We start from the raw sequence: 20,426 nt of genomic DNA, 5'->3' as shown, positions 1-20,426 counted from the left end.
TGGGTCAGGACGGTACCTGGAGTTCACTCGATCTGTCAGTAGCCCGACCCGTGTGAACTTCGCGGAAATTTTCGACGGGACGGCCCCGAGACCTGGGTACACTGCACGGGCACCCAGGTGCACGCCTCCTTAGCTCAGCTGGTCAGAGCGCCGCTCTTGTAAAGCGAAGGTCGTCGGTTCGAATCCGACAGGGGGCTCTCGAAAGCAAGCTCTGACCTGGGGTTATTCCCAGGGGGCGGTCTCGTCGTCTCGTGTACGTGTCCGCCGTGATGGCGGTCGAGTCTCCGCCCCGGCGCTGCCCCACTCGCCACGGTCCCTGTCCTGCCGGGCCCGGTGCCTTACGAGGGCCTGGACCGTGTCGGAGCCGAGCGCCCGGCGCGGGCTCTCGCGTCGGTCTTGGGGGCGTCCTCGTACAGGCCCCGGTCCCGCAACGAACGACGCCGGCAAGCGCGGGATTTCCGCCGTGCATACCCATCACCTTCACGGCAGTCGGCCCCCTGACCGGTGCTTGCACGAAGGCGCCGGTCTGGTCCCGGTCACGCTCCGTCATCACCCGGAAGGCTCAGCAGACAACGCACGGGTGCACCCGAACGGGTCCCATGAGGAAGGGGAGCCGTCACCCGAGAGGCCCCCGGAGGAGGAAGTCGTGTTCCGCCAGTCGATACGTACTCTCCTGGTCGGTCTGTGCGCGCTGACCGCGGCATCGCAAACCGCCCCCGCCCTGGCCCTCACCGCCCCGGCGGGCACCCAGGCGCACACCGTCACCGCCCGGGCTCCGCGAGCACAGACCCTGTCGAACCTCAACACCGCCATGAAGGGTGAGGCGTTCGCCTACGCCTCCTACAGCCTCTTCGGCACCCAGGCCGACGGTGCGGCTCACCCGGCCGTCGGCCGGCTCTTCCGGAGCACGGCTCAGACCGAGCTGAACGAGCACCTGCACGAGGCCGCCACGCTCGCCGGCGTGGTCGGCACGAACGCGGCCAACCTGCGCCAGGCCATCAACGGGGAGACGTACGAGCACCAGGTCATGTACCGCGGCTTCGCGACCCAGGCCCGGCAGGACGGGGACACCAAGGCCGCCGAACTGTTCACGGAGATCGCCGCGGACGAGGGCCGCCACCGCGACGCCTTCCGTAAGGCGCTCGCAGTCGTGACCTCCGGCCACGGCACCATCCCGGCACCGGGCGCCGCCAAGACGGTCGCGGTACCCGCCGGGGTGCCGCAGGTGCGGGCCGCCCGTACGAAGGCCAACCTGGACACCGCGATGCACGGCGAGGCCCTGGCCTACGCCAAGTACAGGCTCTTCGCGGCGCACGCGAGGCAGTCGGGGAACGCCGCGCTGGCCCGTCTGTGGGAAGGGACGGCCGACGTCGAGCTGCACGAGCACTTCGCCGGCGAAGCGGTCTTGGCCGGACTGGTCCGCACCACGAAGAAGAATCTGAACAAGGCCGTCACCGGGGAGCGCTCGGAGGCGACCGCCGTCTACCCGGGGTTCGCCAAGCAGGCGACCGCCGCCGGCGACACCGCTGCCGCCGCCTGCTTCCGCAACACCGCCGCGGACGAGGCCGAGCACGCCGCCGCCTTCCAGGCGGCACTGAACCGGCTGCGCTGAGCACCGCACCCTGGCCGGATCCCACCAGCCGACCGGTCCGAGGAACGGCCGGCCGGCTGGTGCCCGCGTCTTCCGATTGCCTCGCGAGCGACTGTGTGCCCCGCTCACCGAGTGACGTCCAGCTCGGCGTACATACCGGCCGCGTAGTGGCCCGGGACATTACACAGCAGTTCATAGCGGCCTGGCCGCAGCGTCACCGTGGTCCAGGCCGCCGTACCGGATGCGATGCCCTCTCCCGCACCACTGCCGCAGGTGCGCGACGCCTCACCGAGACTGCCCGCCTCCGACACCCGGCCGTCGGAGCCGACGGCACGCTCTCCGGCGATCCGACCTGCCGGCAGCGGCAACACGATCACCTCGTGTGTGAGGTTCCCCGCATTGACCACCCTCACCGTCACCTTCCCCGCCGGAACACTCGTGGGGTGAACCGTCAGGCGCATCATGCCCATGCCGTACCAGCCGGGACGGCCGCTGTGGGGCGCAGGCCGGTTCGGGCCCCTCATCATGCGTCCCATGTCCCACTCGGTCACGTCGACCGCGGTGCCCTGCGCGGCCGGTGCGCCGCATCGTGAGCCCTGCGCTCTCCAGGCGGCCGGTGGCGGCCTGTGGAAGGCGCCCGACGCGGCCATCAGGCCCGTCGTGGCGATGCCCAGGACCAGGGCCGCCGCGGCGATGGCGATCGCCGGCCACACCTTTCGGCGGCGATGCGGGGTCATCGGTGCTCCCGGAGCAGCGCGAGCCGACGTTTGTACTCGTCCTCGTCGATCTCCCCGCGTGCGAACCGCTCGGCGAGCAGGTTCTCGGCTCCTCGGCCTTGCCAGCCACCTTCGCCGGGCGGTGGCGGGCCGGGCTGCTGATGGTGCCGCGTACCGGTGAGATAGCGCACCAGTGCGACGAGGCCGACGATCAGGACGGCCCAGAGAAGCACCATGAACACCGTCATGACGATCCAGCCGCCCCAGCCCCATCCGCCGTCATACCACATCATGCCGATCACTTCCTCGGCTGGTTGCTGCGTCAATGCCAGGATGGATCAGTGAGACCTCGGTTGTGCTGGGCCACAGTTCCCGGGCGGGGGGCCGGAGGACCCAACGCCCGATCCGGACCGGCTGGAGTCGCGGCCGTCGAAGGTGAGCTTCCACCACCGCGCCGACCTGGGGATTTCGCCCCGGGACCGCGGAGGGAAAAGGTCCGGCTGTACTGTCCTGGCGTGGGATCCATCGCGCTGTCCGGTACCGACGACCTCTCCCTTCCCGAGTCTCTCCAGGAGGCCGTGGAGCACGGTGAGGTGTTCACGCGTGCCTGGGTGGTCGAGCTGATCCTGGACCTCCTCGGCTACACCGCGGACGAGGACCTCTGCGCTCTGAGGCTCGTGGAGCCGGCCTGCGGTGGCGGCGCGTTCCTGACCGTGGTCTCGTCCCGCGTCAGCGCGTCGTGCCAGGCGCGCGGGCGTCCCCTCACCGACGCGATCGACGCCGTCCGCGCCTTCGACCTGCTGGGCCGGAACGTGGAGCGGAGCCGGGCGCTGGTCACGCAAACGCTGCGGGACGAGGGCTGGGACCCACAGGACGCGAGGAGGGTCGCCACGGCGTGGGTGCGCCAGGGCGACTACCTGCTGCGGCCCGACGCCGAGCAGCACGCCGACTACGTCGTCGGCAACCCCCCGTACATCCGGCTCGAGGACGTGCCCGACGACCGGATGGCCGCCTACCGCCGGGCCTGCTCCACGATGGGCGGCCGGGCCGACATCTACGTCGGCTTCTACGAGGTGGCCCTCCGCAGCCTGAACCCGGGCGGCCGGCTCGGCTTCATCTGCGCCGACCGCTGGATGCGGAACCAGTACGGACGACGGCTGCGGCAACTGGTGACCCGGCACTTCAGCATGGACCTCGCCCTCGTGATGCACGATGTCGACGCCTTCGACGACCAGGTCGCGGCCTATCCCGCGATCACCCTTCTGTCGCACAGGCCCCAGGGCGAGGCGGTCGCCGCGGACACGAACCGGTCCTTCGGAGCGCGGCAGGCACAGGACTTCGCCGACTGGTACCTGAAGGGCGCCCCGCCGACGGTCGCCACGGCTTCGTACCAGGCCGCTCGCATGCCCCACTGGTTCCCGGAGGAGGATTCGTGGCCGGCCGCTTCGCCGGCGAGGCTCGCGGTCCTTGAGGAGCTCACCGAGCGCTTCCGGCCCCTGGAGGACACCGGGACCGGAACGAAGGTGGGGATCGGCGTCGCCACCGGCGCGGACAAGGTCTTCCTCACCAAGGACAGGGACCTGGTCGAAGCCGACCGCTTGCTGCCCATGGCCATGGTCCGCGACACCACCAGCGGCACGATCGACTGGAACGGCACGTACCTGGTCAACCCCTGGACGGCCGGCGGCGACCTGGTCGACCTCGACGCGTTCCCGCGTCTCGCCGCCTACTTCGAGAAGCACGGTGAGACCCTGCGCAGACGCTACGTCGCGGGCAGGCAGCCCGAGCGCTGGTACAAGACCATCGACAAGGTCGACGCCCGCCTCACCCGCCGTCAGAAGCTGCTGCTGCCGGACATGAAGCTGACGATCCATCCGGTCCTCGACGAAGGCGGCCTGTACCCTCACCACAACCTGTACTTCATCGTCTCGGACGTCTGGGACATGCGCGTACTCGGTGGCCTGTTGCTGTCCAAGGTCGCGGAGGCGTTCGTGGAGGCCTACGCGGTCAAGATGCGAGGGGGCACTCTCCGCTTCCAGGCGCAGTACCTGCGGAAGATCCGCGTCCCGGATCCGGCGGCGATCGGCGAGAGCGACCGGGCCGCTCTCGCCGAGGCCTTCGACAAGCGGGACGTGGAGGCCGCCACCGAGGCCGCTCTGCGTGTCTACGGACTCTCCGGGCTGCCTGACTAGGAGGAAACGAATCTTGACGGTCACCCGCCAAGACTTCGAAGACGCCGTCGCGGCGTACTGGGGTGCCAAGGAACTCCAGCGGGAGCAGTCGGCGATCAAGGCCGCTGTGGGAGCGGGCACGGCCGGCTCCGTACGAGGCGGCAGGCATTTCGACGCCATCGCCGTCCTGCTGTCGAAGTTCTTCCTCGACGCCGGTTATCCGCCGGAGAGCATCCGCGTCGGCAAGGGGCTCGAACTGCCCGGCTACTACCGGCCGCAGAAGCAGTGGGACCTGGTCGTCGCCCACAGGAACACCCTCGTGGCCGCCTTCGAGCTGAAGGCGCTCGGCGGGCCGTCGTTCGGCAACAACTACAACAACCGGGTCGAGGAAGCGCTCGGCAGCGCCGTCGACCTGCGCCATGCGGCCTTGGCCGGGATGTATCCGGGCGAGGAACCCTGGCTCGGGTACTTCTTCATCATGCAGGACGAGGCAGGATCCCGAAGGCCGGTCAGGCCGGCCGAGGGTGCCCTGCCGGTGGAGGAGACCTGGCGGGGGATGTCCTACCAGGAGCGCTTCGGCGTCTTCTGCCGGCGACTGCTGTCCGAGCGGCTCTACGACGCCGCCTGCTACATCACCTCCTCGGCCACCGACCCGAAGCCGCACGAGCCCGTCCACAGGCTCGACTGGCGCCACTTCTCCGCGGCCGTCAACGCGCGGCTCGCCTACCTCGGCGACCTCGGCTTCCCCGGATAGCCGCGGACCGCGTCTCCTCGCGCGTCCGCGACACCGTCGGTCCAGGCGTCTCTCACGCCAGCAGGCGGGCGATCTCCAGTCGGCGGTCCTCGATCGGGCGGCCGTCCTTCACGTCCCACAGGGCGTTCTGGAGCAGGCGGCCGAGGGTCCAGGCGCGGGCCCGGGCGCGGTCCAGGCCGAGGACGTCGGTCATCGCGTCGAAGCGCCAGCGGACCTCGGCCGCGTCGAAGCGGTTGTCCAGGGCGGGCCACAGCTCGAAGCCGGGGTCGCCGGCCAGCGGCTTGGGGTCGATGGCGAGCCAGTCGGCGCGGTCGGCGGCGAGGACGTTCTCGTCGTGCAGGTCCCAGTGGAGCAGCCGGTCGCCGGGCTCGTGGACGACCTCGCGCACGGCGGCGGCGCAGTCGGCGACGATCCGGCGGGCCCCGGGATCCGGGACGCGCTCCAGCGCCCACGGGGTCCGTTCCAGCATGGCCTCGGCGATGTCGCCCAGGCGGCGCAGGCCGGGCGGGGCCGGGAAGGACGTGAGGTGGGCCAGCAGCCGGGCGATGACCAGGACGGCCTCGCGGGTGTCGCCGAGGCCCGCGAGCATCCGGGACTCGTCCAGGCGTTCCAGGAGCATGGTGCCGGTGGCCGGGTCGTGGTCCAGGAGCCGTACCGCCCCGTCGCCGTCCCACACGCGCAGGGCGACCGGTTCGCCCACGCTCTCCTCGTCCGTCAACTGGAGCTTGAGGACCGCGCGGAGGCCGTCGGCGCGGACGACCGGCAGGACCAGGGCGCTGACGCCGTTCATCGACGGCCCGTCGAGCGTGAGCCGCCAGCGGCGCAGGAAGCCGGCCGCGAGGTCCGGCAGCGCGGCGACGAACGCCCGCCCCGCCGCGCCGTTGTACGTCTCCTGCGCCTGCGCCAACTCGCCGGGGATGTCGATCACGAGGCGGACGATACCGGCGTGCGTGAATCGGCTCATGCGAATTCTCCGGGGCCTGAGCGGGGTGTGGGCGTATGTCCGCGGTGCTCCCGGCACGTACGTGTGGCTGGGCATCCTGTTCGTGACGACCGTCGCGCTGCACCACATGTCGCCGGGGTTCGAGGAGCACTTCCTGCGGCGGCGGTCGACGAACATCCATGAGCTGTCCCGCAATCCGGTGCGGGTGCTGGTGGCGAGCGCGATGTGGATCGAGAGCGGGTACTGGGTGCCGTACGCCCTGCTGTACACGGTGTTCCACGCGCCGGCCGAGCGCTGGCTGGGCACGGTCCGCTGGCTGGCGGTGTGCGCGCTGGCGCACGTGCTGGCCTCGCTGATCAGCGAGGGGGTGCTGCTGGAGGCGATCCGCCGGGGCATGGCCCCGCACTCGGCGGTGAACACGCTGGACATCGGGGTGAGTTACGCGCTGGCCGGGATGATGGCGGTGCTGGTCTACCGGATCGCGGCGCCCTGGCGGTACGCGTACCTGCTGGCGGTGCTGGCCGTGTTCGGGCTGCCGCTGGCCGCCGGGCCGACCTTCACCGACTTCGGTCACCTCGTCGCCGTACTGATCGGCCTGGCCTGCTATCCGCTGGCCAGGGGCCGCGGAAAAGCATGGAATCCGAAGGAGACACTGGCCGGGCTGAGGGGTTAACGTCCCGGCCATGAGCAGCTCGGTGAGCAGTGTCGTGAACGGTGGCATCTCCTTCTGGTACGCGGACGACGGCCTTCCGGCGGCGCGGGAGCCGCTGCCCGGGGACGCGTCCGCCGACGTCGTGATCGTGGGCGGCGGCTACACGGGCCTGTGGACCGCGTACTACCTGAAGAAGGCCGCCCCCTTCCTGCGCATCACCGTCCTGGAGCAGAAGTTCTGCGGGTACGGCGCCTCCGGCCGCAACGGAGGCTGGCTGTACAACGGGATCGCGGGCCGGGACCGGTACGCGAAGCTGCACGGCCACGAGGCCGCCGTACGGCTCCAGCGGGCGATGAACGACACGGTGGCCGAGGTGATCGCGGTCGCCGGGGCGGAGGGCATCGACGCCGATGTGCACCGGGGCGGCGTCCTGGAGGTGGCCACCACCCCGGCGCAGCTGGCCCGGCTGAAGGCGTTCCACCAGCACGAGCTGTCGTACGGCGAGAAGGACCGGGAGCTGTACGGCGCCCGGGAGACCGCCGAGCGGATCCGGATCGCGGACGCGGTCGGCTCCGCCTGGACCCCGCACGGGGCCCGGCTGCACCCCGTGAAGCTGGTCAAGGGGCTCGCGGCGGCCGTGGAGGCGCTCGGCGTGACCATCCACGAGTCGACGCCGGTGACGGAGATCCGTCCCAAGCACGCGGTCACCCCCTACGGCACCGTCCGCGCGCCCTACGTCCTGCGCTGCACCGAGGGCTTCACCGCCTCCCTCAAGGGACAGCGGCGGACCTGGCTGCCGATGAACTCCTCGATGATCGCGACCGAGCCGCTGACCGAGGAGCAGTGGGCGGCGATCGGCTGGGCGGGCCGGGAGACCCTCGGCGACATGGCGCACGCCTACATGTACGCCCAGCGCACGGCGGACGGCCGGATCGCGCTCGGCGGGCGCGGGGTGCCGTACCGCTTCGGTTCGCGCACCGACAACGACGGCCGGACGCAGGCGGCGACGGTCGAGGCGCTGCGGGAGATCCTGACCCGCTTCTTCCCGTCCCTGGCCGGGGTGCGGGTCGAGCACGCCTGGTCGGGCGTGCTCGGGGTGCCGCGCGACTGGTGTGCCACGGTGACGCTCGACCGTTCCACCGGCCTCGGCTGGGCGGGCGGCTACGTCGGCTCCGGCGTCGCCACCACCAACCTGGCCGCCCGCACCCTGCGCGACCTGGTGCAGCGGGACTCCGGACAGGGCGGGCCGACCGAGCTGACGGACCTGCCCTGGGTGAACCACAAGGTCCGCAAGTGGGAGCCGGAACCCTTCCGCTGGCTGGGCGTCCAAGGCATGTACGCCACCTACCGCGCCGCCGACCAGCGCGAACGCCTCCACCCGGGCATGGAGTCCTCGCGCCTGGCGAAGGCGGCCGACCGGGTGGCGGGACGGCACTGAGGCCCGGTCCGCGGGCCGGTTACCCTCGCGGCATGATTCGTACCGCGACCCCCGACGACGTCCCCGTCATCCACACCATGGTCCGTGAGCTGGCCGAGTACGAGAAGGCGCCCGAGGAGGCCCGGGCGAGCGAGGCGCAGTTGCGGGAGGCGCTCTTCGGGGAGCGGCCGGCCGCGTTCGCGCACATGGCGGTGGACGAGGCGAGCGGGGAGCCGGTCGGGTTCGCGCTGTGGTTCCTCAACTTCTCCACCTGGCGCGGGGTGCACGGCATCTACCTGGAGGACCTGTACGTCCGCCCGGAGGCGCGCGGCGGCGGCCACGGGCGGGCGCTGCTGGCCGAGCTGGCACGGATCTGCGGGGAGCGCGGGTACGAGCGGCTGGAGTGGTCCGTGCTGAACTGGAACCGGCCGGCGATCGGTTTCTACGAGGCGCTGGGCGCCCGGCCGCAGGACGAGTGGACGGTGTACCGGCTCACGGACGAGTCCCTGGCCGCGCTGGGCTCGGCCGGCTGACACCGGTCCCGGCGGCGGTCACGGCGGTCACGGCGGTGACGGTCCAGGTGGTCGGGGTCGCGGTGGCGGTGGTCCGGCGGCCCCGGGCCGCCCGTGGCCGGTCGCGCAGTTCCCGCGCCCCTTGGGCCGGCGAGCCGCAGGGCCCCGCCGCCCCGGTCGCCGTCCGTCAGGGTTCCAGCACGACCTTGCCGATCGTGTCCCGTCCCTCCAGTGCCCGGTGCGCGGCGGCTGCCTCCGCGAGGGGGAAGCGGGTGACGGCCGGGCGCAGCCGGCCCTGGGCGGCCTCTTCGAGCGCGCGCAGTTCCAGTGCGCGCAGGCCGCCGGCGCGCTCCAGCATCGCCGGGCCGAGCACGGACTCCGAGACACCCTCGACGTGGTACCCCTCGCCCTGCCCGATGCCCTCCGCCGACCAGCCGAACACCAGGTGCCGGCCGCCGGGGCCGAGCAGGGCGACGGCCTCCCGGGCGGCCTGGCCTCCCACGCCGTCGTAGACGAGGGAGGCGGGCCGGCCGCCCAGGTGGGCGCGGACCTTGGCGGGCCAGTCCGGTGCGGTGTAGTCGACGGCGAGGTCGGCGCCGGCGGCCCGGACGCGGGCGGTCTTCTCCGGGCCGCCCGCGAGCCCGATCACGGTCGCCCCGGCGTTCTCGGCGTGCTGCACGAGCAGTGTGCCGATGCCGCCGGCCGCGGCCGGTACGACCACCACGTCGTCCGGTCCCGGCTCGGCGAACTGCGCGATGCCCAGTGCCGTACGGCCCGTGCCGATCATGGCGACGGCGGCGGCGAAGTCCAGGTTCTCCGGGATGTCGTGCAGGCGCTCGACCTCGGTGACGGCGAGTTCGGCGTACCCGCCGGGCGCGAAGCCCAGGTGGGCCACCACCCGCCGGCCGAGCCACAGGCCGTCCACGCCGTCGCCGAGCGCGTCCACGACCCCCGCGACCTCCCGGCCGGGCACGGTCGGCAGGCGGGGCGCTTCGGGCAGCGGACCCTGGTGGCCCTCCCGCAGGGCCGCGTCGAGCAGGTGCACGCCGGCCGCGGCGACCGCGATCCGCACCTGGCCGGGGCCCGGGACGGGGTCCGGGAGCTCCTCGTAGGTCAGGTTCTCGGCCGGACCGAAGGCGTACAGGCGGACGGCGTGCATGGGACCCTCCAGGGAGACGAGGCTCGGTGTGATCCCCACCCTCGGACCTCAAGCACGCTTGAGGTCAAGGGCGGGCCGGCCGAGGATCAGGGACACCGCCGTCACCGCGCTGTTGAAGGACACCTCCGCGAGCACGCCCGGGGCCGCCACCTGGTCGCCGACGAGGTAGACCCCGTCGCCGCGGTCCACGGCGGGCCGGTCCCGCCAGCTGCGGCCCGGCAGGTCCACGGCCCCCGTACGGCCGTCCGCCACGGCCTCCCGCCGCCAGGTCACCCGCCCCCGCCACCCCCGGAACCCCAGGTCGAGCAGGCGCTCGGCGCGGGCCACGCCGTCGGTCCGGGCCTGGCCGGGCCCGATCGGGAACTGCCCCTGGATCAGCTGCTCCCCGGCCGGCGCGAGGGACGGGTCCTGTGCGGTGAAGCGCTCGATCCAGCCGGGCGCGTCCAGGTCGGAGACGGCGAAGGCGTCCCCGCGCCGGGTGTGCACGGCGAGGTCGAGGAGGACGGTACGGCCGCTCGGCCACTCCAGCGCGTCGTCGCGGAGCAGCCGCCGGGCGGCGGGCAGACCGGTGGCGACGACCACCGGGGTGTCCTCCGGCAGCTCGTCCACCCGGGCCCCGGTCTCGATCCGCACGCCCAGGTTCCAGGCCCGCGCGGCCATCCGGTCGACGACCCCGCCCCAGCCGCCGCGCGGATAGCGCGCCTCCGGCGGCAGCTTGGCGGCCCGGCGCAGCCGCTCGTGCACGAAGGCGGCGGACAGGCCGCCCGGGTCGTGGTGGAACAGCGCCACCGCCGCGTAGTGCGCCGCCGCGCGGGCACCCTCCTCGCCGGCGATCCCGGTCGCCCAGCCGAGGAAGTCGGCGTCGACGGGGGCCGGGCCGACCCGGCGCCGCAGCAGCTTGAGCATGGCGAAGGGCGGGGTGCGGCGCAGCACTCCGTGGTGGCGCAGCCGCAGCCGGGCGGCCTCCAGGGGCGGCAGCGTGGCGAGCGGGCCGATCAGGTCCCGCTGCCTGAGCCAGGCCCAGTGCGGGCCGCCGGCGTAGAGCGCGTGCGGGCCCTCGTTGGTCCGGTACGGCCCCTGTGCCGTCCGGGCCCGCCCGCCCAGGGTGCCGTGGGCCTCGTACACGGTGACCCGGGCGCCGGCCTCGGCGGCCGTGATCGCGGCGGTGAGTCCGGCGAAGCCGCCGCCGATGACGGTGATGTGGTGCGCGGGCTTGTGCATGGTTCTCCCTGGGGTCGGTGCGCCTGCTCGGGAGTACGACGGCGGGCGCCCCGCTTCGTGTGACATCCCGCGTGTCCGCCCAGCTCAGGGCGGATTGTCAGTGGCGGGGTGCAGCATGGGGGCATGGTGAGGCGAGCGGCGGGTGCGGCAGGGGTGAAGGGCGCGCGGCGGCCGGAGGTGCGGCTGCCGCCCCTGGAGCCGTGGGCCGAGGCGGAGTTGGAGCCGGACGGCGACTACGACGGGCTGGAGTTCCGGGACTGCGACCTGACCGGGCAGGACGGCGTGGGCGCCCGGTTCATGGACTGCGCGCTGACGGGCTGTGCGGTGGACGAGACCGCGCTGGGCCGGGCCCGGGTGCTGGACTCGGTGCTGACCGGACTGCGCGGGGTCGGGACGCGGTTGGCCGAGGCCACGCTCAGAGACGTCGAGCTGGTCGACGCGCGTCTGGGCGGTACGCAGCTGCACGGCGCCGTGCTGGAGAGGGTCGTGATCCGGGGCGGCAAGATCGACTACCTGAACCTGCGCGAGGCCCGCCTCAAGGACGTCGTCTTCGAGTCCTGCGTCCTGGTCGAGCCGGACTTCGCGGGCGCGCGCCTGGAGCGGGTGGAGTTCACCGACTGCGCCCTGAAGGGGGCCGACTTCGGCGGGGCGACCCTGACGGACGTCGACCTGCGCGGGGCCGCTCCGCTGGAGGTCACCCGGGGCCTGGACCGGCTCTCCGGCGCGGTGATCAGCGCGGGCCAACTGCTGGACCTGGCCCCGGTGCTGGCGGCGTCGATGGGCATCCGGGTCATGTGACCGGCGTCATCGCGGCTCATGGGCGGTCCGGCTTGCCGTCGCCGTACAGCCAGTCCTTCCAGATCCCGCCGAAGTCCTGGTCCGGGGCCTTCTTCTCGACGTACGCGGTGAAGTCGGCGGTGCTCGCGGTGGCGTGGCGGTGGGCGGCGGCCCAGCCCTGGAGGATGGCGTAGAAGGTGTCGTCACCGACCTTCCGGCGGATCTTGTGCAGGACCATCGCGCCGCGTTCGTAGACCGGGCTGCCGGAGATGTGCGCGGCATCCGACTGCTTCGCCGGCGGGAAGGCCCAGATGTCCTCGGGGTCGCCCTCGTACAGGCGGGTGAACGTCTGCTGGGCGGTGGGTCCGCCGTGGTCCTCCTGGTACAGCCACTCCGCGTACGTCGCGAATCCCTCGTTGAGCCACATGTCCCGCCAGGACCGGGGGGTGACCGAGTCGCCGTACCACTGGTGGGCGAGTTCGTGCACGAGGATCGAGGTGCTGAGCTCGTCGGCGGGGAAGACGGGCCGGTTCTGGGTCTCCAGGGCGTAGCCGGCGTCGTGCGGGCGGTCGACGATCGCGCCGGCCGAGGAGAAGGGGTACGGCCCGAAGTTGTACTCCTCCCAGTCCAGGATCTCCGGGAGCTTCGCGAGCACCTTGGCGCTCGCCTTCGCCTGGGTGGGGTCGACGGCGGTGAGGACGGGCAGACCGTGCGGGCCGGTGCCGCGGGTGATGTCGTAGTGGCCGATGGCGACGGTGGCGACATAGCTCGCCATGGGCTGGCCGGTGTGCCAGTGGTAGGTGCTCCGGCCGCCCTTCGTGCTCTGTTCCGTCAGTTCGCCGTTGGAGATCGCCTGGAGGCCCTTCGGGACGGTGACCGTGATGTCGTACGCCGCCTTGTCGGAGGGGTGGTGGTTGCCGGGGAACCAGGCCATGGAACCGACGGGTTCACCGAGGGCGAGGGCGCCGTCGGCGGTGGGCAGCCAGCCCTCCTCGGAGCCGTCGGGGTCGGTGAGGGTGCGCGGGGTGCCCGAGTAGCGGACGGTGGTGCGGAACGTCTCGCCCCGGGTGAGGTCGTCGTGCGGGCGGACGGTGAGTTCCTGTCCGGCGCGGTTCCAGCGGGCGTCCTCGCCCTCGACGGTGACCGAGTCGACGCGCAGCCCGGCGAGGTCGAGGTCGAAGGCGGGCAGGTCCCGGGTGGCGCGGGCGGTGATGACGGCCGTGCCGGTGAGCCGGCGGGTGGCCGGGGTGTAGTCCAGGGTCAGGGCGTAGTGGCCGACGTCGTAGCCGCCGTTGCCGGCCTTCGGGAAGTACGGGTCGCGCACCCCGGAGCCGCCCGGGACGCCCCGCACGCCGCCGTCGCACGCGGTGCCGGCGAGGGCGAGGGCGAGGAGCGCGCAGAGGGCCGGGACAAGGCGCGCGGATCTGGACATGCCAGCGATCTTAGGCACGCGGGACCGTCACGGGCAGGGTCCGCCGCGTCGAAGGCGAGGGCGGCTCCGCAGGGCCCGTTGCCCGCAAGCGGGGCCGGGGCCGGCAGGGCCCGCTGGTCTGGAGGCGGGGTCGGGGCGACCGGGGTTCGGTGGGCCGTGGGAGAGGCCGGGTGGGGTGGCGTGACACCATCTCCTGCGTGCTCGACATCGGCTACGCCCTCTCCAACCGGTTCCCGGACCCCCCGCAGACCGACTACCGCCGCGCGGACGTCCACGCGCTGCGGTACGACCTGTTCTGCGGGGACGTCTACCTGGCGGACACCGAGTCCGACCGGGAGCTGTCCACAGCCTGGGGGTGGGTGCCGGTGCTGGACTTCGCGTGGGCGCTGTGCGACATCGTGGAACGGCTGGACCAGGACCCGATGGGCTCCCGCGCCGCCCGCCCGCAGCGGGCGGAACTGGACTTCACCGAGTCCACCGACCGCATGCTCTTCGAGCGCCGCTTCGGCTGGGTCGACATCGCCGCCGACTGGATGCCGGCCGAGGAGTCCCCGCTGGCCTTCTCCCACGCCGAACTGCGCCGCGAGGCCCGCGACTTCCTGCACGACCTGCTCGCGGACCTCGTCGACCTCCACGAGGAGCTGGCGGAGAACCCGGCGATCTGGACCCTCCAGGCCCGCTTCCCCCGGGTGCGGTGAAGAGGGCCCCCGGCTGCGAGCCGGGGCCCTCTCGCACGACTGAGTCCGTCAGACGTTCACACCGAAGTCCTGGGCGATGCCGACCAGGCCCGAGGCGTAGCCCTGGCCGACCGCGCGGAACTTCCACTCCGCGCCGTTGCGGTACAGCTCGCCGAAGATCATGGCCGTCTCGGTGGCCGCGTCCTCGGACAGGTCGTAGCGCGCGATCTCGGCGCCGCCCGCCTGGTTGACGATGCGGATGTAGGCGTTGCGGACCTGGCCGAAGTTCTGGCCGCGGTTCTCGGCGTCGTAGATGGAGACCGGGAAGACGACCTTCTCGATGTCGGCCGGGAGCGCGGCCAGGTTGACGTTGATCGCCTCGTCGTCGCCGGCGCCCTCGCCCGTGCGGTTGTCGCCGGTGTGGACGATCGAGTTGTCCGGGGTCTGCTTGTTGTTGAAGAAGACGAAGTGGGCGTCCGAGTAGACCCTGCCCTGGGGGTTCACCGCGATGGCGGAGGCGTCCAGGTCGAAGTCGGTACCGGTCGTGGTGCGGACGTCCCAGCCGAGGCCCACGGTGACGGCGGTCAGGCCCGGAGCCTCCTTGGTGAGCGAGACGTTGCCACCCTTGGACAGGCTTACAGCCATGTTGGGAGTCCCTTCCTTAGATATCCCGTGCATATCGGTGCACTCTGTGCCGACGAAGCTACCGTCACCGGGGACAACGTCGAGGGGGGTCCCCGTGGTTCCGGATCCCTTTACCTTTTTTACCGAACCGGAAATCAAGGTGACGTGAGGCGGGCCGGGCCGGGAACATGAAAGACATGTCCGGGCCTTACCTCATCCGTGGCTCCGTCTCGCTTCCCGAGGCCGAGCTGATGTGGCGTTTCTCCAGGTCGTCAGGGCCCGGTGGACAGCACGTCAACACCAGCGACTCGCAGGTCGAGGTGCGCTTCGACCTCGCCCGCACGGAGGCGCTCCCTCCGGTGTGGAAGGAGCGGGCGCTGCGGCGGCTGGCCGGCCGCCTCGTCGACGGGGTGGTGTCCGTACGGGCCTCGGAGCACCGCTCCCAGTGGCGCAACCGGGAGGCCGCCGCCGTACGCCTCGCCGCGCTGCTCGCGGAGGCCACCGCGCCGCCGCCCAAGCCCCGCAAGCCCACCCGTATCCCGCGCGGCATCAACGAACGCCGGCTGCGGGAGAAGAAGCAGCGCGCGGAGACCAAGCGGGGCCGATCGGGCCGGGACTGGGGGTAGGCACACCGGCCCCGCGCCCTGTCACATCTGCCGGCTCCCTCTCGTCAGGGTGGTGCAGGAGCACCCGGGACCGCCGGGGGCGACGACGGAGGGGCCGCAGCCACCCATGACCGACCACGCGTTTCTCGCCGAGTGCTTCGAGGCCCACCGGGGGCACCTGCGGGCCGTCGCCCACCGGATGCTCGGCTCCGCCGCCGAGGCCGAGGACGCCGTCCAGGAGGCGTGGTTCCGGCTGAGCCGGTCCGACACCGGCGAGGTGCAGAACCTCGGCGGCTGGCTGACGACCGTCGTCGGCCGGGTCTGCCTCGACATGCTCCGCTCCCGCCGCTCGCGGGGCGAGCAGCCGCTGGAGACCTGGCGGCCGGAGCCGTCCGCCGAGCCGGATCCCGCGCGGGACGCCCTGCTCGCCGACTCGGTCGGCCCGGCCCTCCTCGTCGTCCTGGACACGCTCTCCCCGGCCGAGCGGCTCGCCTTCGTGCTGCACGACCTGTTCGGGGTGCCCTTCGAGGGGATCGGCGGCATCCTCGGCCGCAGCCCGGCCGCGGCGCGGCAGCTCGCCAGCCGGGCCCGGCGCCGGGTGCGGGGCGTGCGGGCGCCGGAGGCCGACCTGGCCCGGCAGCGGAAGGTGGTGGACGCCTTCCTGGCCGCCGCGCGGAACGGCGACTTCGACGGGCTGCTGGAGGTGCTCGACCCCGGGGTGGAGGCCCGTACCGAGGCCGGTGTGAACAGTGGTGCGGCCCGCGTCGCCGCCGCCGCGGCGACCTTCGCCCATCTGGCGCGCGTCGCGCGTCCGGTGCTGGTCGACGGCGCGACCGGCCTGGCCGTGTTCGCCGACGGGCGCCCGGAGCGGGTCCTGGCGTTCACCTTCGTCGCCGGCCGCATCTCGGTGATCGACATCATCACCGAGCCCGCCCGGCTGGCGGACCTCACCGTCGAGGAGCTCCGGCTCGGGACGGGGCCTGGCTCAGGACAGGTCCAGCACCCCCACCGTCTGGTCCCCGCTCGTCTCCCCGTTCTTCCGGAAGCCCAGGCGGAGGTAGAACTCCTCGGGACCGTGCGGGCCGGGGTGCCAGCTGACGTACAGCTCCGTGCCGCCCCGGCGGCGGATCTCGCCGGCCACGGCATCGACGGCGAAGCGGCCGTAGCCCCTGCCCTGCTCGCCGGCGGCGATGTTCAGCCGCCACAGCCCGGAGCGGTGCACGCTGCCGTCGCCGTGCCAGTCGATGTCGAAGAAGGCCATGAGGAAGCCGACGACGCGGCCGTCGTCGACGATCAGGCGGGGCCAGGCGACGTCGCGGGGGTGGACGTACGCCTCGGCGAGGGACCGTACGACCGGTGAGACGGCGTGTTCCTGGTCGGGGCGGACGCGGAGGGCGACGGCGGTGTCGAAGTTCCCCGGGGTCACTTCTTCCAGACGTGGTGTCATCCGCGCACCGTAGGCAGGCGGTCCCTCCACCCGCCACGGAATTCGCCGCTCGGCCCGACGGGGCCGCGAGGCGGTGCCCGGCTCAGCCCAACTGCCGGTACCGCCCCCGGAAGTACATCAGCGGGCCCCCCTCGGCGCTCGGCACCCGGGCGGTGAGGACACGGCCGATGACCAGGGTGTGGTCCCCGGCGGTCACCCGCTGCTCGGTCCGGCACTCCAGGGTGGCCAGCGCGCCGCCGACCAGCGGGGCGCCGGTGACCTCGCCCCGGACGTAGGGGATGTCCTCGAAGAGCAGCCGGTCGCTGATGCGGCCCCTCATGGCGAAGCGGCCGGCGATGTGCCGCTGGCTCTCGGTGAGGACCGACACCGCCCACAGCGGCTGCTCGTCGAGCAGGTCGTCCATGCGGGCGCCCGTGCGCAGGCTGACCAGGACCAGCGGCGGGTCGAGGGAGACGGACATGAAGGCGGTGGCGGTCATGCCGACGTCCTCCACGCCCGGCGCGTCGGGGTCGTCCGGATCCAGCGGCGGTTCCTGCGCGGTCACCAGGACCACGCCCGCGGCCAGCCGGGACATGGCGGCCCGGAACTCGTCGTTGCTCACCCCCTCAGGATGCCCGGAAGGCAGGGGGGTCGTGGGGGAGGGAGTCTTCAGCACGCCGGAAACGCTAGTCTCCGCCCCGCGGGGCCCGCATCGGCCCTCCGCCCGAGCCGGGTCCTAGGACCAGCGGCGCACACAGGCGGCGACCGGCCGGATCCATGCATCATGTGAGCACAGGCGCACGCTGTGCGTTCAGGAAACTCACAGGGCAAACGCAGAAGCTCCACTCAATTGTTCACGTTCTCCTGTGACTTGAGTCACAAGGGGCAGTAATTGTTGACCCTGTGTACCGAGTGGGCTTCGCGCTGTGATTCAGTGGCGGGGAAGCCACGAAGAGGTTCAGACACAACCCTTGATTCGCTGCGAGGTCTCGGGGGGAGGGTGAGCATGGAGACCGAGTCGGAGCCGTATGTCCGTCTTGCGTCCCTGCGACAGCTGCACCAGGTCATGGCCGACATGAACACGGCACGCAGCCTGGCGGACACACTGCAGACCGTCGCGGACGGCGCCGTGTCCGCCCTCGGCTACGAGATGGCGGCCGTCAACCTGGTCCGCCAGGACGGCGATCTCGTGGTCGCCGCCTTCTCCGGCAACTCCGCCGCCGAGGCCCTGATCACCGGCCGGGCCGGCTCACGCGAGTCCTGGGACCGGCGGCTCGGCATGGGCGAACGCTGGGGCGACCTCGTCTTCATACCGCACACCGAGGGCTGGGTCCTCGACGACGACGACGTTCCCCAGTGGTACACCGACGGGCCCGAGCCCCGCTTCGAGGACGAGTGGCACCCCTCCGACCGGCTCTTCGCGCCCATGTACACCCCCGGTGTGCAGGGCTCCACCTGCGGCGAACTGCTCGGCGTCATATCCGTCGACCGGCCGCGCAACGGCCGCCGCCCCGGCGCCTGGGGCCGCGAGGCCCTCCAGATGTACGCCTTCCAGGCCGCCATCGCGATCAGCAACGCGCGCCTGCGCGCCAACATGCAGCGTGCCCTGGTCCGCCTGGAACGCGAGCAGCAGGCCCTGCGCGCCAGCGAGGAATCCTTCCGGCAGGCCTTCGAGTACGCCCCCTCCGGCATGGCCATCGCCGAGATGGGCGGAGACCAGCACGGCCGCATCCTGCGCACCAACGACGCCCTGTGCCGGCTGCTCGGCCGGCCCGCCTCCGCGATGCGCCGCTACTCCTTCGCCGACCTCGTCCACCCCGAGGACGTCGGCACCCTGCTGCGGACCTCCGCGGAGGGCGGCCGGGCGGAACTGCGCCTGGGCCGCCGCGACGGCACCTACGTCTGGGTGTCCCTGCGCAACAGCGTCGTCGCCGACGCCGCAGACGGCCCCCGCTTCCTCCTCACCCACGTCGAGGACATAGAGGAGCGCAAGCGGCGCGAGCTCCAGCTCGCCCACCGCGCCTCCCACGACTCGCTGACCGGCCTGCCCAACTCCGCCGAGCTGCGCTCGCGCCTGTCCGCCCGGCTCTGCGAGCGCCCCGCCCACGCCGACGCGCTGGAGTCCCTGGACGCGGCCTACGGCCACCCCGCCTTGGACACCCCCGCAGGCCACGGCTTCGACTTCGTGCCGGGCGCGGAGGGCTTCGACGCCTACGACCACCATGTGCACACCGTCGCCCCCGAGGACGACCGTGACGACGGCACCAAGGGCCTCGCGGTCCTCTTCTGCGACCTCGACGGCTTCAAGTCGATCAACGACCGGTTCGGGCACAACGCGGGCGACGCGGTGCTCATCGAGGTCGCCCGGCGGCTGAGCAACGGCGTCCGGGACGGCGACACGGTCGCCCGGCTCGGCGGCGACGAGTTCGTGATCCTCGCCGACGGCCTCGGCCGGGCCGACGCCCAGGACCTCGCCGTACGGCTGCGCAACGAGATCATCCAGCCGATCCGCGCCGAGGGCCGGGCCGTCCGGGTCGGCGCGAGTTTCGGCATCGGCTGGGCACACTGCGGCATGACGGCGGACGAGGTGTTGAAGTCCGCTGACGAGCGGATGTACATAGAGAAACGATCTCGTCCCAAACAGCACCGGCGCGCTGGATGAGGCGCAGGTCAGCGAGTTGATGCGGTCTGAGTCACCCGTTTGGACGAGTGAGAGCGGGTAGGCTCGCCATTCCACACCCGTACCGCATCCGCCCGCACCTGTTGAGGAGTACCAAGGGATGACGCCCGGCGACAACGGCGCGAGCACGCCCGAGGACGACGACCCGTTCGGCTACCTGTACGCAGACGGCCAGGCCCGGGGAGCCCAGCCGCCGTCCGGCGGTTACGGCTACCCGAACTCGGTCAGCAGGGTGCGCACGGTCGGCGAGCGCAGCTACGGCGCACAGCAGGCCCCGTACGGCCAGGGCGTTCCCCAGCAGGGCGCCCACGGCCAGCCGAACGCCCACTACCAGGCACCGGAGACGCTGCCCGGCGGCGCCCCGGCCTCCCGCCGCCCCGCGGCCCCCGCGCCCGGCCGCCGCGGCCCCAACACCAAGGGCCTGCTGATCGGCGCCATCGCGGTGGTCGCCGCGGTCGTCATCGGCATCGGCGTCGCGATGATCAACGGCAACACGGACGACGACAAGTCCGGCAACGAGGCCGGCTCCACTCCGACCCAGTCCCAGACCAGCAGCCCGAGCCCTTCGGGCAGCACCTCGGCGACGCCGGGTGAGCTGCCGAAGTCGGACGCGAGCGCCCTCCAGCTGGCCGGCGGTGCGACCAAGGCGACGGACGTGCAGGGCGCGCAGGCGGCCGGCGGCACCTATGTGACGGGCTTCAACCAGACCGGCGCCTCGATCACCTGGACCGTCGACAATATCCCCGAGTCCGGTAAATACAGTGTCTACGTCGGTTACAGCGTTCCCGGCAAGGACGCCACCGCCACCCTCACGGTCAACGGCGCGGCTTCCAACACGCCTGTCGGACTGAAGAACTGGGCGCACGCCGCCGCGGGCGACTACAAGAAGGGCTGGACGAAGACGTACAACTGGGTCCAGCTCGACAAGGGAACGAACACCATCGCGCTCTCGTGCGCGCAGGGAAATCAGTGCGATGCTCTGATCGACCAGATGTGGCTGGTGAAGGGTTGGGTCAATTCCAGCGGCTGAGCCCCGAAGCGGTTGTGGTGCCCTCGACGGCCGCCGAGG

General features: G+C 72.4%; 20 protein-coding genes, 1 tRNA gene and 1 pseudogene. 13 read left to right on the top strand and 9 right to left on the bottom strand.

Annotated elements, in window-relative coordinates:
• Nucleotides 1-123: 123 nt before the first annotated feature.
• Both IE273_RS08610 and IE273_RS08605 read left to right on the top strand, forming a co-directional pair.
• Nucleotides 124-197: transfer RNA gene (locus IE273_RS08610), tRNA-Thr, on the top strand.
• Nucleotides 198-646: 449 nt separating this feature from the next.
• Complete coding sequence (locus IE273_RS08605) at nt 647-1,612, top strand: ferritin family protein (RefSeq protein ID WP_229887131.1); 966 nt, start codon at nt 647-649, stop codon at nt 1,610-1,612.
• 104 nt (nt 1,613-1,716) lie between these two features.
• On the opposite strand, the gene IE273_RS08600 is transcribed toward IE273_RS08605, so the two are convergent.
• Nucleotides 1,717-2,328 (bottom strand): sulfocyanin-like copper-binding protein, encoded by a 612-nt coding sequence (locus IE273_RS08600; RefSeq protein ID WP_189814522.1) that lies wholly within the window; start codon nt 2,326-2,328, stop codon nt 1,717-1,719.
• Nucleotides 2,325-2,600: an SHOCT domain-containing protein gene (locus IE273_RS08595; RefSeq protein WP_189814521.1), complete on the bottom strand. Its 276-nt coding sequence runs from the start codon at nt 2,598-2,600 to the stop codon at nt 2,325-2,327. Before IE273_RS08595 ends, IE273_RS08600 begins: the two co-directional genes overlap by 4 nt.
• 222 nt (nt 2,601-2,822) lie before the next feature.
• Between IE273_RS08595 and IE273_RS08590 the strand changes: the two genes are divergently transcribed.
• A complete protein-coding gene (locus IE273_RS08590) occupies nt 2,823-4,499 on the top strand; it encodes an Eco57I restriction-modification methylase domain-containing protein (RefSeq protein ID WP_189814520.1) in 1,677 nt (558 codons plus the stop codon).
• Between the two features lie 13 nt (nt 4,500-4,512).
• Nucleotides 4,513-5,232 carry a PaeR7I family type II restriction endonuclease gene (locus IE273_RS08585; RefSeq protein ID WP_189814519.1) on the top strand — a complete coding sequence of 240 codons (720 nt, stop codon included), beginning with the start codon at nt 4,513-4,515 and terminating at the stop codon, nt 5,230-5,232.
• 52 nt (nt 5,233-5,284) lie between these two features.
• Here the strand turns inward: IE273_RS08585 and IE273_RS08580 are convergent, their stop codons facing one another.
• Nucleotides 5,285-6,196 carry an aminoglycoside phosphotransferase family protein gene (locus tag IE273_RS08580; protein WP_189814518.1) on the bottom strand — a complete coding sequence of 304 codons (912 nt, stop codon included), beginning with the start codon at nt 6,194-6,196 and terminating at the stop codon, nt 5,285-5,287.
• Between IE273_RS08580 and IE273_RS08575 the strand changes: the two genes are divergently transcribed.
• Genes IE273_RS08575 through IE273_RS08565 form a run of 3 tightly spaced genes read left to right on the top strand, consistent with a single transcriptional unit; the run spans nt 6,195 to nt 8,777 of the window.
• On the top strand, nt 6,195-6,848 hold the full coding sequence (locus IE273_RS08575) for a rhomboid-like protein (protein WP_189814517.1): 654 nt from the start codon (nt 6,195-6,197) through the stop codon (nt 6,846-6,848). The two genes, IE273_RS08580 and IE273_RS08575, sit on opposite strands and share 2 nt — an antisense overlap.
• Nucleotides 6,849-6,858: 10 nt before the next feature.
• Nucleotides 6,859-8,265 (top strand): NAD(P)/FAD-dependent oxidoreductase, encoded by a 1,407-nt coding sequence (locus IE273_RS08570; protein ID WP_189814516.1) that lies wholly within the window; start codon nt 6,859-6,861, stop codon nt 8,263-8,265.
• A 32-nt stretch (nt 8,266-8,297) separates the two neighbouring features.
• Nucleotides 8,298-8,777 carry a GNAT family N-acetyltransferase gene (locus IE273_RS08565; RefSeq protein WP_189814515.1) on the top strand — a complete coding sequence of 160 codons (480 nt, stop codon included), beginning with the start codon at nt 8,298-8,300 and terminating at the stop codon, nt 8,775-8,777.
• Between the two features lie 166 nt (nt 8,778-8,943).
• Here the strand turns inward: IE273_RS08565 and IE273_RS08560 are convergent, their stop codons facing one another.
• Entirely contained in the window at nt 8,944-9,915 is a 972-nt protein-coding gene (locus IE273_RS08560; protein WP_189814646.1) for a zinc-binding dehydrogenase, read from the bottom strand.
• 48 nt (nt 9,916-9,963) lie between these two features.
• The gene (locus IE273_RS08555; protein WP_189814514.1) at nt 9,964-11,136 is read right to left on the bottom strand and encodes an FAD-dependent oxidoreductase; all 1,173 of its coding nucleotides are present in this window, start codon (nt 11,134-11,136) and stop codon (nt 9,964-9,966) included.
• A gap of 123 nt (nt 11,137-11,259) precedes the next feature.
• On the opposite strand from IE273_RS08555, the gene IE273_RS08550 reads away from it, so the two are divergent.
• A complete protein-coding gene (locus IE273_RS08550) occupies nt 11,260-11,934 on the top strand; it encodes a pentapeptide repeat-containing protein (protein ID WP_229887130.1) in 675 nt (224 codons plus the stop codon).
• Nucleotides 11,935-11,950: 16 nt separating this feature from the next.
• On the opposite strand, the gene IE273_RS08545 is transcribed toward IE273_RS08550, so the two are convergent.
• A complete protein-coding gene (locus IE273_RS08545) occupies nt 11,951-13,345 on the bottom strand; it encodes a M1 family metallopeptidase (protein ID WP_189814513.1) in 1,395 nt (464 codons plus the stop codon).
• 197 nt (nt 13,346-13,542) lie between these two features.
• Between IE273_RS08545 and IE273_RS08540 the strand changes: the two genes are divergently transcribed.
• On the top strand, nt 13,543-14,043 hold the full coding sequence (locus IE273_RS08540) for a hypothetical protein (RefSeq protein ID WP_189814644.1): 501 nt from the start codon (nt 13,543-13,545) through the stop codon (nt 14,041-14,043).
• A 48-nt stretch (nt 14,044-14,091) separates the two neighbouring features.
• Here IE273_RS08540 and IE273_RS08535 read toward each other — a convergent pair whose 3' ends face one another.
• The gene (locus tag IE273_RS08535) at nt 14,092-14,667 is read right to left on the bottom strand and encodes a TerD family protein (protein ID WP_014673433.1); all 576 of its coding nucleotides are present in this window, start codon (nt 14,665-14,667) and stop codon (nt 14,092-14,094) included.
• 167 nt (nt 14,668-14,834) lie between these two features.
• On the opposite strand from IE273_RS08535, the gene arfB reads away from it, so the two are divergent.
• Together arfB and IE273_RS44930 are read left to right on the top strand one after the other, a co-directional pair.
• A complete protein-coding gene (arfB, locus tag IE273_RS08530; protein ID WP_189814512.1) occupies nt 14,835-15,272 on the top strand; it encodes an alternative ribosome rescue aminoacyl-tRNA hydrolase ArfB in 438 nt (145 codons plus the stop codon).
• A 106-nt stretch (nt 15,273-15,378) separates the two neighbouring features.
• A pseudogene (locus IE273_RS44930) lies at nt 15,379-15,795 on the top strand (sigma-70 family RNA polymerase sigma factor); the annotation flags it as partial.
• A gap of 441 nt (nt 15,796-16,236) precedes the next feature.
• On the opposite strand, the gene IE273_RS08520 reads toward IE273_RS44930, so the two are convergent.
• Both IE273_RS08520 and IE273_RS08515 read right to left on the bottom strand, forming a co-directional pair.
• Nucleotides 16,237-16,698: a GNAT family N-acetyltransferase gene (locus tag IE273_RS08520; RefSeq protein ID WP_189814511.1), complete on the bottom strand. Its 462-nt coding sequence runs from the start codon at nt 16,696-16,698 to the stop codon at nt 16,237-16,239.
• A gap of 82 nt (nt 16,699-16,780) precedes the next feature.
• Complete coding sequence (locus IE273_RS08515) at nt 16,781-17,353, bottom strand: flavin reductase family protein (RefSeq protein ID WP_189814510.1); 573 nt, start codon at nt 17,351-17,353, stop codon at nt 16,781-16,783.
• Between the two features lie 330 nt (nt 17,354-17,683).
• Between IE273_RS08515 and cdgB the strand changes: the two genes are divergently transcribed.
• Both cdgB and IE273_RS08505 read left to right on the top strand, forming a co-directional pair.
• Nucleotides 17,684-19,339 carry a diguanylate cyclase CdgB gene (gene cdgB / locus IE273_RS08510; protein WP_189814509.1) on the top strand — a complete coding sequence of 552 codons (1,656 nt, stop codon included), beginning with the start codon at nt 17,684-17,686 and terminating at the stop codon, nt 19,337-19,339.
• Between the two features lie 118 nt (nt 19,340-19,457).
• Nucleotides 19,458-20,387 carry a carbohydrate-binding protein gene (locus IE273_RS08505; RefSeq protein WP_189814508.1) on the top strand — a complete coding sequence of 310 codons (930 nt, stop codon included), beginning with the start codon at nt 19,458-19,460 and terminating at the stop codon, nt 20,385-20,387.
• Nucleotides 20,388-20,426: the final 39 nt, after the last annotated feature.

It is taken from the genome of Streptomyces olivaceoviridis (assembly GCF_014650115.1).
GTDB lineage: Bacteria > Actinomycetota > Actinomycetes > Streptomycetales > Streptomycetaceae > Streptomyces > Streptomyces olivaceoviridis.
Note: the sequence above shows the minus strand (reverse complement) of the source record. Positions and strands in the feature narration are given on the sequence as shown.

Bases quoted from the DNA above. Each gene is read 5' to 3' on its own strand.
- IE273_RS08600 (WP_189814522.1), bottom strand. From the start codon at position 2,328: ATGACCCCGCATCGCCGCCGAAAGGTGTGGCCGGCGATCGCCATCGCC.
- IE273_RS08595 (WP_189814521.1), bottom strand. From the start codon at position 2,600: ATGATGTGGTATGACGGCGGATGGGGCTGGGGCGGCTGGATCGTCATG.
- IE273_RS08575 (WP_189814517.1), top strand. From the start codon at position 6,195: ATGCGAATTCTCCGGGGCCTGAGCGGGGTGTGGGCGTATGTCCGCGGT.
- IE273_RS08580 (WP_189814518.1), bottom strand. From the start codon at position 6,196: ATGAGCCGATTCACGCACGCCGGTATCGTCCGCCTCGTGATCGACATC.
- IE273_RS08570 (WP_189814516.1), top strand. From the start codon at position 6,859: ATGAGCAGCTCGGTGAGCAGTGTCGTGAACGGTGGCATCTCCTTCTGG.
- IE273_RS08565 (WP_189814515.1), top strand. From the start codon at position 8,298: ATGATTCGTACCGCGACCCCCGACGACGTCCCCGTCATCCACACCATG.
- IE273_RS08560 (WP_189814646.1), bottom strand. From the start codon at position 9,915: ATGCACGCCGTCCGCCTGTACGCCTTCGGTCCGGCCGAGAACCTGACC.
- IE273_RS08555 (WP_189814514.1), bottom strand. From the start codon at position 11,136: ATGCACAAGCCCGCGCACCACATCACCGTCATCGGCGGCGGCTTCGCC.
- IE273_RS08550 (WP_229887130.1), top strand. From the start codon at position 11,260: ATGGTGAGGCGAGCGGCGGGTGCGGCAGGGGTGAAGGGCGCGCGGCGG.
- IE273_RS08545 (WP_189814513.1), bottom strand. From the start codon at position 13,345: ATGTCCAGATCCGCGCGCCTTGTCCCGGCCCTCTGCGCGCTCCTCGCC.
- IE273_RS08535 (WP_014673433.1), bottom strand. From the start codon at position 14,667: ATGGCTGTAAGCCTGTCCAAGGGTGGCAACGTCTCGCTCACCAAGGAG.
- arfB (WP_189814512.1), top strand. From the start codon at position 14,835: ATGAAAGACATGTCCGGGCCTTACCTCATCCGTGGCTCCGTCTCGCTT.
- IE273_RS08520 (WP_189814511.1), bottom strand. From the start codon at position 16,698: ATGACACCACGTCTGGAAGAAGTGACCCCGGGGAACTTCGACACCGCC.
- cdgB (WP_189814509.1), top strand. From the start codon at position 17,684: ATGGAGACCGAGTCGGAGCCGTATGTCCGTCTTGCGTCCCTGCGACAG.
- IE273_RS08505 (WP_189814508.1), top strand. From the start codon at position 19,458: ATGACGCCCGGCGACAACGGCGCGAGCACGCCCGAGGACGACGACCCG.